Genomic DNA, 15,495 nt, shown 5'->3' on the forward strand with positions numbered 1-15,495 from the left:
CTAGCAGGGCGTGGAGGCGGCGGGCGGGGATCGCTCGGATCCGTGGAGGAGCGCCCGGATCCCGCGCTGGGGAGGGACGAATCGCGCTGGCGGAGATCCCCGACGCGCCTGTCGGTGGGGATCGGCCTCCGCTCTCCTACTGTCGACGCATGACCTCCGCCGTGCTCGCCCTCCTGTTCGGCTCCGCCGTCGCCCTCGTGGGCCTCGTGCCCTGGGCCGCCCTGCAGTACCGGCGCCGCGGCGTCCTCGGGATCGGCAACGCGGTGCTGGCCTTCGCCGCCGTGGTCTACGCGCTCGCCCTCGTCACCTACACGCTCCTCCCCCTGCCCGACGAGGCGACGGTCGCCGCCGCCTGCCGCACCGGATCGGGTCCGCAGCTGCGCCTGTTCGCCTTCGTCGGGGACATCGCGAAGGAGGGCGGGATCGACGGGCCCCGCGCGCTGCTGACGAACCCCGCGTCCGCGCAGGTGCTCCTGAACGTGGTCTTCTTCGTCCCCCTCGGGATGCTCGTCCGCCACCTCGCTCTGCGCGGGCGCCTCGTCGCCGGGCTGATCGGCGGCACCGTCGCCGGCTTCGCCGTCTCGCTCCTCATCGAGGTCACGCAGCTCACGGGCGACTGGTTCCTCTACCCGTGCGCCTACCGGCTCTTCGACGTCGACGACCTGCTGGCCAACACGGCCGGCGCCCTGCTCGGCACCCTCCTCTCCCCTGTGCTCTTCGTCTTCACCCGCCGGACCGAGGGCGCGGTGCCGGAGCTGGCCCGCCCGGTCACGATCCGCCGCCGCGCGTTCGGCATGTTCTGCGACGTGCTCGCGCTGAGCCTCATCACGGGCGCGCTCGTCTCGATCACCGGGGTCGGCCTCGTGCTCGCGGGGGTGGACACGCGCTCGAGCCCCGGGGACGTGGTTCTCGGAGCCCTGCCGTTCGTCGCTCCGCTGCTCCAGCTGGTGATCGTGCTGCGGTCCGGGCGGACCCTCGGCGAGACGGTGGTGCGCCTGCGTCCCGAGCCGCGACCGCTCCTCTGGCAGCGGCTCGTGCGCTGGGCGGCGGGATCGGGCGGCTGGTCGACCCTGCTCGCCGTCGAGGGCGGGTTCTGGTCGCTGCTCGCCTTGGTCCTCGCGGCGGCCGCGACGATCGGCCTGGTCGCGACGCGGGGCCGCCGGGGGACGGCGAACGCGCTGGCTCGACTCGACGTCGTGGACGAGCGGGCGGAGGCGCCGTCCGCCGTCCGGAAGACGGACTGAGAGGAGCCTGCCGGACGCCTGAGCCGGCCGGCAGTCAGACCGCCGCGCGGAGCCCCTCGACAAGGTCGTGCTGCGCCTCGCGGCCGGCCCGCGTGGGCACGAGCGGGTACACGTGGACCTGCCCGACGGCCTCGTGGAGCTCGAACGGGACCGCGGCGGCCGCCGCCCGCTCGGCCAGCACGTGGGCGTCCGGATTGAGGACGTCCCGCGTGCCGGTGAAGACGGTGAGGGGGCCGAGGCCCGCCAGGTCGCCGAACAGCGGGCTGACCACGGGATCGAGCAGGTCGAGGGCGCCGCGCCAGCTCTCGGCGAGGACGCGACCGCCCGGGGTGCCGAGCCAGGGATCGGTCGGCTGCACCTCGGGGATCCGCGGGTTGCTCCAGGAGAGGTCGAGCGCGGGCGAGACGAGGGTCGTGCGGGGCAGGACCACCCCCTCGTCGCGCAGGGCGAGGGCCGTCGAGAGGGCGATCTGGCCGCCCGCAGAGTCGCCGGCGAGGCAGGTCGCCCCGTGCCGCTCAAGACTCCGCAGCACCAGGGCGCGGACACCGTCGCGCGCCTCGAGCGCCGTGCCGAAGGGCACGAGCGGGTAGATCGGGAGGGTCACCGCGACGGAGGCCTCGTCGGCGATGCGGGCGGCGAGCCACCAGTGCTGGGGCGCGATCTCGTTCACCCAGCCGCCGCCGTGGACGTAGACGACGCCGCCGCGGATCACCCGCGGGCGGATCGTGTAGACCGGCCAGGAGCCGACCTGCTCCACGTCGACGCGCACGCCGGGCCGGAGGCGGGGCGGCGGGCCGTAGGAGGCGGGACGGAGCGCGCGCTCCCGGATGCGGCGACGGGCTCCCTCCGCGCTGACGAAGGTGCGGTTCGCACGGGCGAGCCGGAGCGCGAGCGGGACGAGGGCATCGGGGACGACGAGCGGCATCGCCCGAGCATCGCGCACCCCGGTGCGCGGCGGCTGGGCGGCGATGGACTGCGCGGCTGCGGACTCTGCGGGGACGGCCTCGGCAGCCGCCGATGCGGCAGCCACGGACTCCGCCGCTGATCCGCGGAGGTCGGAGGACGCGGCGCGGGCTCCGCGGACGGAGCGTCGGCACCCGCGGACGCTCCGTCGGAGACCGCGGACGACGCCCGGGCACCCCGCGCACAGCACGACGGCCCGGCCCGTGGAGGGAGCCGGGCCGGGGCCGCCGGTCAGCGTGGTGCCTGCACGCCCGCGGAGGGCGGGTCGGCAGCGACCTCGCTGTCGCCGTGCGCTGCGGGTCAGCGTCGCGCGGCGGAGCGGCCGGCGAAGCGGGTGTAGACGAGCAGGACGATGATCGCTCCGATGATCGAGCCGATGATGCCGGCGGGCTGGAAGAAGCCGTCCATCGGGTCGTGCTGGAAGATCAGGAACCCGAGGAAGCCGCCGACGAACGAGCCGACGATGCCGAGCACGATGGTCATGCCGATGCTGATGCTCTGCTTCCCGGGGACGATGAGGCGGGCCAGCGCTCCTGCGATGAGTCCGACGACGATGAGGCTGATGATGAGACCGAGCATGGCGGTCGTCCTTCCGTTGTGCGGGCGGGGGCCCGCTGATCGGTTCCGCGGTTGCGGGACCGGGGCTACGCAACCACCCCGGAGGAGGCGGCGGTACACCCCTGGGGGTGTGCTCGCCCCGACGAGCCGTGCGGTAGCGTCCGACCATGACCCGCCGCGCGCCCCTCACCGTCGCGCTCGTCGACGACTACGACGTCGTCCTCACGGGCCTCGCGCACATGTTCGACCACTACCGCGATCGGGTGGTCGTCGCCGAGATCGACGCGAACGCCTCCCTCTCCGACCGGATCGACGTCGTCCTCTACGACTCGTTCGCCCAGCCGGAGTCGGACCACCACGAGATCGCGGAGCTGGTGCGCAACGAGCGGGCCGAGCACGTGGTCGTCTACACCTGGAACTTCGCGCCGACGCTCATCGCGGACGCCCTCGAGCAGGGCGTCCACGGCTACCTCTCCAAGACCCTGCCGGCGCGGGAGCTGGTGGCCGCGCTCGAGCGGGTGGCCGCGGGCAAGGTCGTCGTCAGCGATCCTCCGCGGCGGGCGGGCAGCGCACCGGGCCTCGACTGGCCGGGCCGCCACGAGGGCATCACCGACCGGGAGTCGGAGATCCTCGCGCTCATCACGCAGGGCAAGAGCAACGCCGACGTCGCCGCGCTCACCTACCTCAGCCCCAACACGGTGAAGTCCTACATCCGCAGCGTCTACGGCAAGATCGGCGCGACCAGCCGCACGCAGGCCGTCCTCTGGGGCGTCGACCACGGCTTCACCCCCGACCACCACCGCATCGACCACTGGCTCGGCGGCCCCTGACCTCAATATGCGGCGGTGTCCCGCACTGCAGCAAGCCGACTTTCCCACGAGGGCACCAACGTTCAACAATGATGTTTTTTCGAGAGAAGGAGCCGCGAGTGCGACTAGGAAGTGTCTCTGTACGCAAATACAGAAGTATCGATAAGCAAGCCGAGTTTCAAGTAGCTGATTTTACCGTACTGGTCGGGGCCAACAATCAGGGGAAATCGAATTTATTAAAGGCGACCGTACTTGCCATGCATGCCATCGAGGGTTGGGCGCAGCTTCCGCCAGTCTTCGCAAGACGAAGCCAAGTACCGCTATTGGCCGTCTTTAGGTCGTCTCGCGCATCACAAAGGCAGCGCCGCGAGTCGAATCTCGATTACGATTGGGACCGAGATTTTCCGCTCTTTGCAAGAGATCGACGCGGAGCTCAGAAAAGCACAATCATCCAATTAAACTTTGAACTTGACGACGCCGAGCAAGCCGCATTCAAATCTGCAACGGGTATTTCCATAAACTCTCATTTGCCGGTTCAAGTTTCTTTCGATGTAAGATCTGCAGCGCTAACGATTCCCAAGCAGGGTAAAGGCAATCACGGTGAAAAAGCTCAAGAAATTGCCGCATTTGTAGCGGCGCGGATTGGCCTTCTATACGTACCGGCCGTTCGCACGAGCGCCGCAGCCCTCCGAGTGGTAGAAGAGATCCTAGCTACTCGCCGACGCGCCATATTGGAGTCGAAACGCTACGCTTCGCTTGTAAAAGAACTTGAAGAGCTAGACGCGAAAGCCGTGACCGAAGTCGAGAACGTTCTAACGTCGACCCTGAGGCGCTTCGTACCGACCGCCTCGGGAGTGACCGTGCAGACAAGCAGCCTCTCAAGATCGCGAGGTGTCGATGAAATTCTTATCGACGATGGCGTTAGTACATCTTTAGCCACTAAGGGAGATGGGATCCAGAGCTTGGTTGCGCTCGGTCTGACTTTAGAATGGACTAGATCTACAGCCCATCCGGACAAGCAACTCGTAATTGCCGTAGAAGAACCGGAGTCACACCTTCACCCAGGAGCTGTTCACGAGCTCCGGAAGGTTCTTCAAGGAATTGCGGAGACTCAACAGGTGATCGTGACCACCCACAGCCAGTCGCTTGTCAATAGACGATCCCTAAGCCAAAATGTGATAGTAGGGGATCGCGCGGCGAAAGCCGCGAAGGACCTGGACCAACTTCGTCATGCGCTAGGCGTTCGCCTATCTGACGCTCTTTCGGCTGCAGAAGTTATCTTGATAGGAGAAGGCATCCATGACGAACTAACTCTGCGAATTCTACTCTCAACACTCAATCCGGCGGTCAAGGCGAGCCTGGATGATGGACGCGTGCTCGTCGAGGCCGCAGGTGGCGGTAGCAGAATATACTCTAGAGTTCTGGCAGCCCGTACCATCCTCACGACACCAATAGTCATGATTGATGGCGATGACGCCGGGAAAAAAGACGTAGAACGACTCCTTGCCGAGGGAATAGTCGAATCGACTTTCGTAGTTCAAGCTACAAGACCCCATCACCAACGATCTGAACTCGAGGATCTATTCGAGGTTGATACATATCTCGCCGCTCTTGAAGCTCACATCAAGTTTAGCTTTTCAGCTAAAGAGCGGGGATCCTTGGACAAAGATCGTATCAAGGCCTGGAGTGAGAAGCTCGAAGACATATTAACCTCTCGCGGAATGCCAAATGCGAAAGGGGAAGTTGTCGTGGCGAAAGCGATAGTTAACGCGGCTATTCAACGCGCTGTTCTCAACGGCGATGTTGTTCTCCGATCTGAATGTGTCCCGTTGATTGACAGGCTCCAGCAGCTGATACTTCAAAGCTTACGTCCGGAATAAGCAATTCTTCTAGGATTAGGTGCTTCGCGTCCAGGCCCAAAAGTATCTTTGGAGATGTCACAGGAGGGCGGGTCGAGTGGAAGAAGGATCGCGACCCGCCGACGAACGCGCACCCGGGAGGCGTCTCGCGGGAGGGGGCGGGGGCGCACGCACCGCTACGGTGTGGCCATGCCCCTCGACCGCGCGCCGACCATCCGCGACGTCGCGGTGCGGGCCGGAGTGTCGTACCAGACGGTCTCGCGGGTGCTCAACGACAGCCCCCAGCTGCGGCCGCGGACCCGGGAGCGCGTGCTCGCCGCGATCGAGGACCTCGGCTTCCGCCCCAGCGCCGCCGCCCGCGCCCTGGCGACGAGCCGCTCCGGCCTGATCGGGATCCTCGCCGCCGAGAGCCACAGCTTCTACGGCACCGCCACCGCGATGGCCGCGATCGAGCAGGCGGCGCGCGACGCGGGCTACCGGGTCCCGGTCGTGAACGCGGCGCCGGACGCGGAGTCGCTGGCCGACGGTCTCGCCCACCTGCAGCGGGAGTCGGTGGAGGCGATCGTGGTCCTCGCCCCGCAGGAGCGCGCGCTGGAGGCGATCGAGAGCCTCGCGATCGGCGTCCCCTCGGTGACGCTCGGCGCGACGGACCGCGGCGCCGACTCCCTGCTCCTCGTCGACCAGGCGGCCGGAGCGCGACTGGCCACCGAGCACCTCGTCGGCCTCGGCCACACCCGCATCGCGCACCTCGCCGGTCCGCAGCACTGGGTGGAGGCGCAGGCGCGGCTCGAGGGCTTCGGCGCCGGGATGAGCGCGGCCGGCCTCGACCCTGTCGCCGTCGTGGAGGGCGACTGGAGCGCCGAGTCCGGCTACCGCGCCGGCCTCCGCCTCCTCGACTCCTCGCCCCGGCCGACCGCGGTGTTCGCCGGCAACGACCAGATGGCCCTCGGACTCCTGCACGCTTTCACCGAGCGGGGACTGCGCGTGCCCGAGGACCTCAGCGTCGTCGGCTTCGACGACGTCCCCGAGGCGGCGCACTACCAGCCGCCGCTGACCACCATCCGCCAGGACTTCGCGGAAGTCGGCCGCCGCACGATCGGCGTCGTGCTCGCGGAGCTGCGCGGCGAGGAGCCCGCCGTCGACCGCCCGGTGCCGCCGGTGCTGGTGGAGCGGGCGTCGACGGCTCAGGCCTGAGCAGCACCGGCCCCCGCCTCACCCCGCGTGCGGCAGCAGCACCTCCACGCGCCCCTCGCGCACCCGCGTCTCGAACCGCGGCTGCGGCGAGGTGGCCGGCCCCCGCAGCACCTCGCCGGTCTCGAGCGAGAAGGCGCTGCCGTGCCACGGGCAGGCGACGCACGCCTCCCCCGAGCCGTCCGCCGAGACCTCGCCCTCGTCGAGCGGGCCCGAGAGGTGGCTGCAGACGTTCGAGAGCACGTCGATCCGCTCGCCCCGCCGGAAGGCGAGCAGGGGGAGGCCCGCGACCTCCCTCCTCACCGGCGTGCGCTCCGGCAGGTCCGCCAGGGCGCCGAGCTCCTGCCAGCCCGAGGGGAAGCGGTGCGGCACGTCCTCCGCGTGGTTCGCCCCCGCCGCCTGCCGGTAGCTGAGGTGGCCGCCCAGGTAGCCGCCGCCCGAGACGACGGCGAGCCCGAGCATCCCGAGCACCTTCCCGCTCGTGGTGCGCCCGCGGCGGCGTTGCACCCACGACGCGGCGTAGAGGCCCGTCGCGATCACGTTGGCCGCCGAGTGCACCAGCCCGACGCGGGTCTGCTGCTCGTGCAGCTCCGACCAGTCGGTGAAGCCGGAGGCGGCGGTCGGCAGGACGCTGATCACGCCGACGCCGACGAGGGTCCGCGCCGCCCGCTGGTTCCCCGGCAGCAGGTCGAGCACCGCCGCCGACACCCAGGCGCCGGTGGGCACGAGGACAAGCAGCGGATGGACGGGGTGGCCGACCGGGACGCCGTGCAGCACGTCCCGCACCGGCTGCGGCCGGACCACCGCGTTCACGGCCCGCTTCACCCGGCCGACGAGCGGATCGAGGGCGGCGGCGTTCTCGAGGCGGGTGACGAGTCTGACGAGTCTGATCTCACGCATGCCTCATGCGACCAAGCGGGCGGCCCCGGCGGAAGGGGCTTGCGGCGGAGGAGGAGCAGTCGGACCCCGTCGGCGGGCCCCTCGCTTGCCGACCCCGAGCCGTTTCGCCTACGCTGACCCGGGGCTTTGTGAACGGTCACATCGCCCGAGCGAGGAGCATGATGGACCAGCGCAGGCCCACCCCCGCCGACGTGATCACGAGCGGCGCCACCGCCCTCGGCATCGAGCTCGGCTCCACCCGGATCAAGGCGTGCCTGGTCGACGCGGCCGACCCGTCCGTGGTCCTCGCGGTCGGCAGCCACGAGTGGGAGAACCAGTTCGTCGACCGCCGCTGGACCTACTCCCTCGACGCCGTCCACGCGGGCCTCCAGGCCGCCTACGCGGACCTCGTCGCCGACGCCTCCTCGCGCCACGGCGTGCAGCTCTCCTCCGTCGGGGCGCTCGGCGTCTCGGCGATGATGCACGGCTACCTCCCCTTCGATGCGGACGGCGGGCTGCTCGTCCCCTTCCGCACCTGGCGCAACACCAGCACCGGGCCCGCGTCGGCCGAGCTCACCGAGCTGTTCGGCGCCAACATCCCGCTGCGCTGGTCGCTCGCGCACCTGCACCAGGCGGTCCTCGACTCCGAGCCGCACGTCGAGCGGATCGACTTCCTCACCACCCTCGCCGGCTACGTGCACTGGCGCCTCACCGGCGAGAAGGTCCTCGGAGTCGGCGACGCCTCCGGCATGGTCCCGACCGACCCGGCGACCCGCGACTACGACCAGCGTGTCGTCGACCTCTACGACGAGCGCGCGGCCGGCGCCGTGAAGCCGCTGCGCGAGCTGCTGCCCGCCGTGCTCCCCGCGGGCGCCGACGCCGGCTCGCTCACCGCCGAGGGCGCGCTCCTGCTCGACCCCACCGGCTCCCTCCGGCCCGGCGCCCCCGCCTGCCCGCCCGAGGGCGACGCCGGCACCGGCATGGTGGCGACCAACTCCGTCGCCCCGCGCACCGGCAACGTCAGCGCCGGCACCAGCATCTTCGCCATGGTCGTCCTCGAGGGCCCGCTGGAGAGCGTGCACCACGAGCTCGACCTCGTCGCGACCCCCGCGGGCGACCTCGTCGCGATGGTCCACTGCAACAACGGAGCCAGCGAGCTCGCCGGCTGGGTCGGCCTGTTCTCGCGGTTCGCCGCCGCGTCCGGCGGACCCTCCGACAGCGACGCCGTCTACGGCACCCTCTTCGCCGAGGCGCTCGAGGGCGAGGCGGACGCGGGCGGACTGCTCGCCTACAACCACCTCGCGGGCGAGCCGATCGCCGGCCTGGTCGAGGGCCGCCCGCTCGTCGTGCGCACCCCCGACTCGCGCCTCACGCTCGCCAACTTCATGCGCGCGCAGCTCTACGGCGTGTTCGGCACCCTGGCGCTGGGCATGCGCGTCCTCGCGGGCGAGGGCGTCCGGATCGACGAGATGTTCGCGCACGGAGGCATGTTCCGCACCGCAGGGGTCGCCCAGCGCTTCCTCGCCGGCGCGCTCGACGCCCCGGTCTCGGTCGCTGCGACCGCCTCCGAGGGCGGCCCGTGGGGCATGGCGGTGCTCGCCGCCTACCGCCTGCAGAGCGGCGTCGCGCTCGACGCGTACCTCACCGATCAGGTCTTCGGCGACTCCGGCTTCGAGACCGTCGCCCCCGACGCGGACGACGTCGCCGGCTTCTCCGCCTACCTCGAGCGCTACCGCGCCGGCCTCGCCGTCGAGCAGACCGCCGTCGAGACCCTCACCGACCCGCAGAACCAGGGAGCCACCGCATGACCACCCAGACCCCCGCCGTCGAGGAGGCGATCGCCCGCGTCCGCGAGGACGTCGCGCGGCTGCACTCCGAGCTCGTCCGCTACGGCCTCGTCATCTGGACCGGCGGGAACATCTCGGGCCGCGTGCCCGGCGCCGACCTCTTCGTGATCAAGCCCAGCGGCGTCTCCTACGACGACCTCGCGCCCGAGAACATGATCCTCTGCGACCTCGACGGGAACGTCGTCCCCGGCACCCCCGGCAGCGACCGCAGCCCCTCCAGCGACACCGCGGCGCACGCCTACGTGTACCGCGAGATGCCCGAGGTCGGCGGAGTCGTGCACACGCACTCCACCTACGCGACCGCGTGGGCGGCCCGCGCCGAGTCGATCCCCTGCGTCATCACCGCGATGGCCGACGAGTTCGGCGGGGAGATCCCCATCGGCCCGTTCGCGATCATCGGCGACGACTCCATCGGCCGCGGCATCGTCGCGACCCTCAGCGGCCACCGCTCGCGCGCGGTCCTGATGCAGAACCACGGCGTCTTCACCATCGGCAAGGACGCGAAGGACGCCGTCAAGGCGGCCGTCATGGCCGAGGACGTCGCCCGCACCGTGCACCTCGCGCGCCAGGGCGGCGAGCTCGTCCCCATCCCGCAGGAGTCGATCGACGCCCTGTTCGACCGCTACCAGAACGTCTACGGACAGAACCCCACCGGAGCCATCGCATGAGCGTGTACCAGAGCATCATCCCCGACCTCGCCACCCGCACCGTCTGGTTCCTGACCGGCAGCCAGGACCTCTACGGCGAGGACACCCTCCGCCAGGTCGCCGAGCAGTCGCAGGCCGTCGTCGCGCAGCTCAACGAGGCGAGCGCGATCCCCGTGACCGTCGAGTGGAAGCCGGTGCTGAAGAGCTCCGACGCCATCCGCCGCACCATGATCGAGGCGAACTCCGACGACTCCGTGGTGGGCGTCATCACCTGGATGCACACCTTCAGCCCCTCGAAGATGTGGATCCACGGCTTCGACGCGCTCGCCAAGCCGCTGCTGCACTTCCACACCCAGGCGAACGTCGCCCTGCCGTGGCAGGACATCGACTTCGACTTCATGAACCTCAACCAGGCCGCGCACGGCGACCGCGAGCACGGCTACATCCTCAGCCGGATGAGCGTGCCCCGGAAGACGGTCGTCGGCCACGCGAGCGACGCCCGCGTCACCGAGGCCATCGGCACCTGGTCGCGCGCGGCCGCCGGCTGGTCCGCCTCGCAGAGCATGAAGGTCGCCCGCTTCGGCGACAACATGCGCAACGTCGCCGTCACCGAGGGCGACAAGACCGAGGCCGAGATCCGCCTCGGCGTCAGCGTCAACACCTGGGGAGTGAACGAGCTCGTCGAGCGCGTCGACGCCGCCACCTCCGAGCAGATCGACGCCCTCGTCGCGGAGTACGTCGAGAGCTACGACGTGGTCCCCGAGCTGCTCCCCGGCGGCGAGCGCCACGAGTCGCTCCGCTACGGCGCCGCGGTCGAGATCGGCCTGCGCTCGTTCCTGGAGGAGGGCGGCTTCGAGGCGTTCACCGACAGCTTCGAGGACCTCGGCGGGCTCCGCCAGCTCCCCGGACTCGCCGTGCAGCGCCTCATGGCCGACGGCTACGGCTTCGGCGGCGAGGGCGACTGGAAGACGGCCGTCCTCATCCGCATCGCCGCCGTCATGGGCGCCGGCCTCCCCGGCGGCACCAGCCTGATGGAGGACTACACCTACGACATGACGCCCGGCGAGGAGCTCATCCTCGGCGCGCACATGCTCGAGGTGTCGCCGTCCCTGTCGTCGAAGCGCGCCTCGCTCGAGATCCACCCGCTGGGCATCGGCGGCCGCGAGGACCCGGTGCGCCTGGTCTTCACCGCCGACGCCGGACCCGCCGTGGTGGTCGCCCTGAGCGACGTCCGCGAGCGCTTCCGCCTGGTCGCGAACAAGGTCCGGAACGTCGAGCCGCCCCAGACGCTCCCGCACCTGCCCGTCGGCCGCGCCGTCTGGCAGCCGGCCCCCGACTTCGGCACCAGCGCCGCCGCCTGGATCACCGCCGGTGCCGCGCACCACACGGTGATGACGACGCAGATCGGCCTGGAGGCGTGGGAGGACTTCGCCCGCATCGCCGGCGTCGAGCTCCTGGTGATCGACGAGTCGACCACCCTCCGCGGCTTCGAGTCCGACATCCGCTCGAACGCGGCGTACTACCGCCTCTCCCAGGGCCTGTAGATCCTGCGAGGCCGGACGGCCGGCTCCCTGCGGGGGGCCGGCCGTCCGTCGTTCCCGGCGAGCCGCCGGGTCGGGGCGGGGGCCCGCCGCCGAGACCGGCCTGGATCGCGTTAGCGATCGAGGGCGGATCAGCGATCGAGGGCGGATCAGCGATCGAGGGCGGATCAGCGATCGAGGGCGGATCTCCCTCTCCGGCCCGTTCGGCGCCCGCTGCAGCGTCCCGGCCCCGGTTGCGGACGCGCTCGCAGCACGACGGAGGCCGGGAGGCCCGGACGGCCCTCGCGGGCAGTCGGTCCTTCCGGCCTCCGGGACGCAGGCGTGCGGCGGGCGGTCAGTCGCGCGAGGTCGAGAACGCCGCGTCGAAGGCGTCGGCCGGCGGCGTGATCGCGTTGAGCTTCCGCACGAAGGCCAGGGCCTCGGGGGCGCCGTCGAGGCGGTCCATGCCGGCGTCCTCCCACTCGACGCTGGTCGGGCCGGTGTAGCCGATCGCGTTGAGCGCGCGGAACACCGGCTCCCACGGGACGGCGCCGTGCCCGGTCGAGACGAAGGTCCACCCGCGGCGCGGGTTCGCCCACGGCAGGTGCGAGCCGAGGACGCCGTTGCGGCCGTCGAGGTTGGTGACCGACTCCTTCACGTGAACGTGGAAGATGTGGTCGGCGAAGTCGAGCACGAACGCGACGCTGTCGAGCTGCTGCCAGACGAAGTGCGACGGGTCGAAGTTGAAGCCGAACGAGGCGCGGTGGCCGATCGCCTCGAGGGTGCGCTTGGCGGTCCAGTAGTCGTAGGCGATCTCGCTCGGGTGCACCTCGAGCGCGTAGCGGACGCCGACCTCCTCGAAGACGTCGAGGATCGGGTTCCAGCGGTCCGCGAAATCCTGGTAGCCGGCGGCGATCCACTCGTCGGAGGCGGGCGGGAACATGGCCACGCCCTTCCAGATCGACGAGCCGGAGAAGCCGTTGACCTGCGTCACGCCGAGCGCGGCGGCGAAGCGGGCGGTGTCCTTGAGGTCCTGGGCGGCGCGCTGCCGGACGCCCTCGGGGTCGCCGTCGCCCCAGACGCGGTCGCTGAGGATGTCGCGGTGGCGCTCGTCGATCGGGTCGTCGCAGACCGCCTGGCCGGTGAGGTGGTTCGAGATCGCGAAGACCTGGAGTCCGTTGCGCTCGAGGATGTCCTTCCGGCTCTGCACGTACTCCGCGTCGTCCCAGCGGGCGACGTCGATGTGGTCGCCCCAGCAGGCGATCTCGAGGCCGTCGTAGCCCCACTCCCCCGCGAGGCGGGCCACCTCCTCGAAGGGGAGGTCCGCCCACTGGCCGGTGAAGAGGGTGATCGGTCGCGTCATCGCGGATTCCTAACTCTCGACTCCCGCGCGCCGTCGCACCGGGAGAGGTAATTTGAGGGTCCACGCAACATATCAGGCACTCCCGCGAGCCCGAAAGGAACCGATCATCGCCCCGATCGAAGGCGCACTGTCGCGCACCCCCACCCTCGTCACCGCCACTGCGGCCCCGACCTGGGAGGAGGGCCTGATCGTCGGCAGCGGCCGCGTCGGCGCCGTGGTGCACGGCCCGGCCGACGCGCTCACCGTCTCGCTGGCGCACGAGCGCTACTTCCTCCCCGTCAACGCGCGGCCCGCCGCCCCGGACCTCGCCCCGGTGCGGGACGAGCTGCGGAGTGCCCTGCTGGCCGGGGACGCCGACGCGGCGAGCGACCTGCTCGAGCGCGGGGCGCGGGCGAGCGGCTACGACGGCGGCCTGATCTGGACCGATCCGCTCGGGCTGTGCGCGACGCTGTCGATCCGCACGGCCGGCGGGGTCGCGTCGAGCCGGCGCCTGCTCGACCCGCTGCTGGGCGAGGTCGCGGTCGAGTGGACCGACCTCGACGGCGGGCGGCACGCGGTGCGACTGATCGCTCCGCACGGGGGCGAGAGCGTCCGGCTGCGGGTGGAGTCGGAGCGCGACGGCGAGAGCACGGTCGAGCTCGGGCTGGGCGCCGGGGACGCGACCTCGTTCGACACGGGCGTGCCGGACGCGTCGGCCGTGGTCGAGGCGACGGTCGAGGGCGGTGCGGTCGGGCGACTGCTGGCCGTCGCCGGGACCGGGAGCGCCGAGACCGGAGGCGAGCGGATCCGCGCGACGGTCACCGCGGCGACCGGGGCGCCGTGGGACGTGGAGGGCGTCGTGACCCGCTCGACGGTGTCGGTCCCGGCCGGTGCGGGCGCGCTCCTCCGTGTCGATCTGTCGCTGGCGGGCGACGAGCCGGCGAGCCGGGAGCGTGCGGGCGGCGAGTCGACGGGCGACGACGCCTCGTGGGCGGAGCTGCGCGAGGCCCAGCGCCACGGGCACGGCCGGCTGGTCGGCGCCTCCTCCCTCGATCTCGCCGGCGCCTCCTCCGCGGTGCTCACCGAGGACCTCTGGGAGGAGGCGCGTGCCGGCGACGAGGGTGCGCGCCGCCGCGTCGTCGAGCTGGCGTACCTCAGCGGCCGCGCGAACATCGTCGCGTCGACCGGCGAGCTGCCGCCGACGCTGCAGGGCGTCTGGCAGGGCACCTGGCGGCCTGCGTGGTCGGCCGACTACACGCTGAACGGCAACGTCCAGAACGGCGCGATGGCGGGGATGATCCCGACCGGCACGCCCGAGCTGGCGCTGTCGATCCTGGAGCTGGTGCTGCCGCACCTCGACGACTACCGCGACAACGCGCGCCTCGTCTACGGGGCCGAGGGGATGCTCCTTCCGTCGCGGATGTCGACTCACGGCCGCGCCGGTCACTTCGCGGCGAGCTACCCGCACCTCTTCTGGACGGGCTGCGGCGGCTGGGTGCTGCGCCTGGCCGCCGACGCCGTCGCGGCCACGGGAGACCGCGGCATCGTCGACGACCGGCTGTGGGAGCTGGCCGAGGGCGTGCTGCGCTTCGCCGAGACCGGGACGACCGTGGTCGACGGGGTGCGCCGGATCGTCCCCTCCTACTCCCCCGAGAACACACCGGGTGGTGCGCGCTCGCCGATAGCGGTCGATGCGACGATCGACGTCGCCGTGCTGCGGGACGCCGCGCGGGCGACGGCGCTGCTCGGCCGGGCCCGCGGCGACGACTCGCTCGACGAGCGCTGGGCGCGGGTGGTCGCGGAGCTGCCGGAGTACCGGGTCGCCGAGGACGGCACGCTGGCGGAGTGGATCGACCCGCGGTTCGCGGAGGAGATCGCGCACCGGCACGCGTCGCAGCTGTACCCGCTCTGGTACGCGGGCGACGCGGCCTTCGAGGGCCCCGGCGCCTCCGCGGTGCGGCTGCGGGCCGCCGCGGCGGCGACGGTGGCGGCGAAGATCGCGTGGCGGGCCGAGGCGCCGACCGCTCCTCCCGGGCGGATGGAGATGGCGTTCGGGCTGGTGCAGGTGGGCGTCGCGGCGGCGGCGCTGGGTGACGGGGAGGCGGCGCTGACCTGCGCGGAGTGGCTCGCGGTCGAGCACTGGTCACCGACGCTGACGACCCGGCACGACGCGGGGCGGATCTTCAACCTCGACGCCAGCGGCGGACTGCCGGGGCTCGTGGCGGCGATGCTGCTGGGATCGGATGACGAGACGCTGACGGTGCTGCCGGCACTGCCGTCCGCGTGGGCGCGGGGTGCCGTGACGGGGCTGCGCGCGCGCGGCGGGGTGGTCGTGGACCGGCTGGAGTGGTCGCCGGGGCGGGCGTCGCTGTGGGTGCGGCGGGTGCCGAGCGCGGAGTGGCTGGCACCGGCGGGCGGGACGCGGGTGCGCACGCTGCGCGACGCGGTGCTGCGCGTCGACGGGCGCGAGGTGTCGGGCGGGCTGGAGCTCGGTGCGGAGGCGGTGCGCGTCGACGTGGAGTGGCGCGGCTGAGGGCCCTGCGGAGGGTCCGGCTGCGGCACGCGGAACGGGCTCCGGTACGCCGACGGAGGCGGAGCAGCGCACCGGGTGTCGTCCCCGCTGGCCGCCGGACCCG

General features: G+C 71.4%; 12 protein-coding genes. 8 read left to right on the forward strand and 4 right to left on the reverse strand.

Translation table 11 applies throughout. The features are described from left to right. Positions 1 to 149: 149 nt before the first annotated feature. Positions 150 to 1,244 (forward strand): VanZ family protein, encoded by a 1,095-nt coding sequence (locus tag C5C49_RS04035; RefSeq protein ID WP_181135701.1) that lies wholly within the window; start codon positions 150 to 152, stop codon positions 1,242 to 1,244. A 34-nt stretch (positions 1,245 to 1,278) separates the two neighbouring features. Here C5C49_RS04035 and C5C49_RS04040 read toward each other — a convergent pair whose 3' ends face one another. Continuing rightward, the gene (locus tag C5C49_RS04040; protein ID WP_104345559.1) at positions 1,279 to 2,169 is read right to left on the reverse strand and encodes an alpha/beta hydrolase fold domain-containing protein; all 891 of its coding nucleotides are present in this window, start codon (positions 2,167 to 2,169) and stop codon (positions 1,279 to 1,281) included. 338 nt (positions 2,170 to 2,507) lie between these two features. Next, entirely contained in the window at positions 2,508 to 2,786 is a 279-nt protein-coding gene (locus C5C49_RS04045; protein WP_104225042.1) for a GlsB/YeaQ/YmgE family stress response membrane protein, read from the reverse strand. 146 nt (positions 2,787 to 2,932) lie between these two features. On the opposite strand from C5C49_RS04045, the gene C5C49_RS04050 reads away from it, so the two are divergent. The 3 genes from C5C49_RS04050 to C5C49_RS04060 all read left to right on the forward strand — a co-directional run bounded on the left by C5C49_RS04050 (position 2,933) and on the right by C5C49_RS04060 (position 6,627). Then, complete coding sequence (locus C5C49_RS04050; RefSeq protein WP_104345478.1) at positions 2,933 to 3,595, forward strand: response regulator transcription factor; 663 nt, start codon at positions 2,933 to 2,935, stop codon at positions 3,593 to 3,595. Positions 3,596 to 3,666: 71 nt separating this feature from the next. Then, on the forward strand, positions 3,667 to 5,454 hold the full coding sequence (locus C5C49_RS04055) for an AAA family ATPase (protein WP_258068384.1): 1,788 nt from the start codon (positions 3,667 to 3,669) through the stop codon (positions 5,452 to 5,454). 168 nt (positions 5,455 to 5,622) lie between these two features. Then, a complete protein-coding gene (locus C5C49_RS04060) occupies positions 5,623 to 6,627 on the forward strand; it encodes a LacI family DNA-binding transcriptional regulator (protein WP_104345479.1) in 1,005 nt (334 codons plus the stop codon). A gap of 18 nt (positions 6,628 to 6,645) precedes the next feature. On the opposite strand, the gene C5C49_RS04065 is transcribed toward C5C49_RS04060, so the two are convergent. Further along, positions 6,646 to 7,524 carry a Rieske 2Fe-2S domain-containing protein gene (locus C5C49_RS04065; RefSeq protein ID WP_104345480.1) on the reverse strand — a complete coding sequence of 293 codons (879 nt, stop codon included), beginning with the start codon at positions 7,522 to 7,524 and terminating at the stop codon, positions 6,646 to 6,648. Positions 7,525 to 7,685: 161 nt separating this feature from the next. On the opposite strand from C5C49_RS04065, the gene C5C49_RS04070 reads away from it, so the two are divergent. The 3 genes from C5C49_RS04070 to araA are packed head-to-tail and all read left to right on the forward strand — an operon-like array spanning position 7,686 to position 11,541. Next, positions 7,686 to 9,311, forward strand: a complete 1,626-nt coding sequence (locus tag C5C49_RS04070) for a xylulokinase (RefSeq protein ID WP_104248018.1) — start codon at positions 7,686 to 7,688, stop codon at positions 9,309 to 9,311. Further along, positions 9,308 to 10,018, forward strand: a complete 711-nt coding sequence (locus tag C5C49_RS04075) for an L-ribulose-5-phosphate 4-epimerase (RefSeq protein ID WP_104224687.1) — start codon at positions 9,308 to 9,310, stop codon at positions 10,016 to 10,018. Before C5C49_RS04070 ends, C5C49_RS04075 begins: the two co-directional genes overlap by 4 nt. Further along, on the forward strand, positions 10,015 to 11,541 hold the full coding sequence (gene araA / locus C5C49_RS04080) for an L-arabinose isomerase (protein WP_104226055.1): 1,527 nt from the start codon (positions 10,015 to 10,017) through the stop codon (positions 11,539 to 11,541). Before C5C49_RS04075 ends, araA begins: the two co-directional genes overlap by 4 nt. A 331-nt stretch (positions 11,542 to 11,872) precedes the next feature. On the opposite strand, the gene C5C49_RS04085 is transcribed toward araA, so the two are convergent. Next, positions 11,873 to 12,880, reverse strand: a complete 1,008-nt coding sequence (locus tag C5C49_RS04085; protein WP_104226056.1) for a sugar phosphate isomerase/epimerase — start codon at positions 12,878 to 12,880, stop codon at positions 11,873 to 11,875. A 52-nt stretch (positions 12,881 to 12,932) separates the two neighbouring features. Here C5C49_RS04085 and C5C49_RS04090 point away from each other — a divergent pair, with 52 nt between their 5' ends. Then, entirely contained in the window at positions 12,933 to 15,392 is a 2,460-nt protein-coding gene (locus tag C5C49_RS04090; protein WP_104345481.1) for a glycoside hydrolase family 95-like protein, read from the forward strand. Positions 15,393 to 15,495: the final 103 nt, after the last annotated feature.

Source organism: Rathayibacter sp. AY1E2, from assembly GCF_002932325.1.
Classification (GTDB): domain Bacteria; phylum Actinomycetota; class Actinomycetes; order Actinomycetales; family Microbacteriaceae; genus Rathayibacter.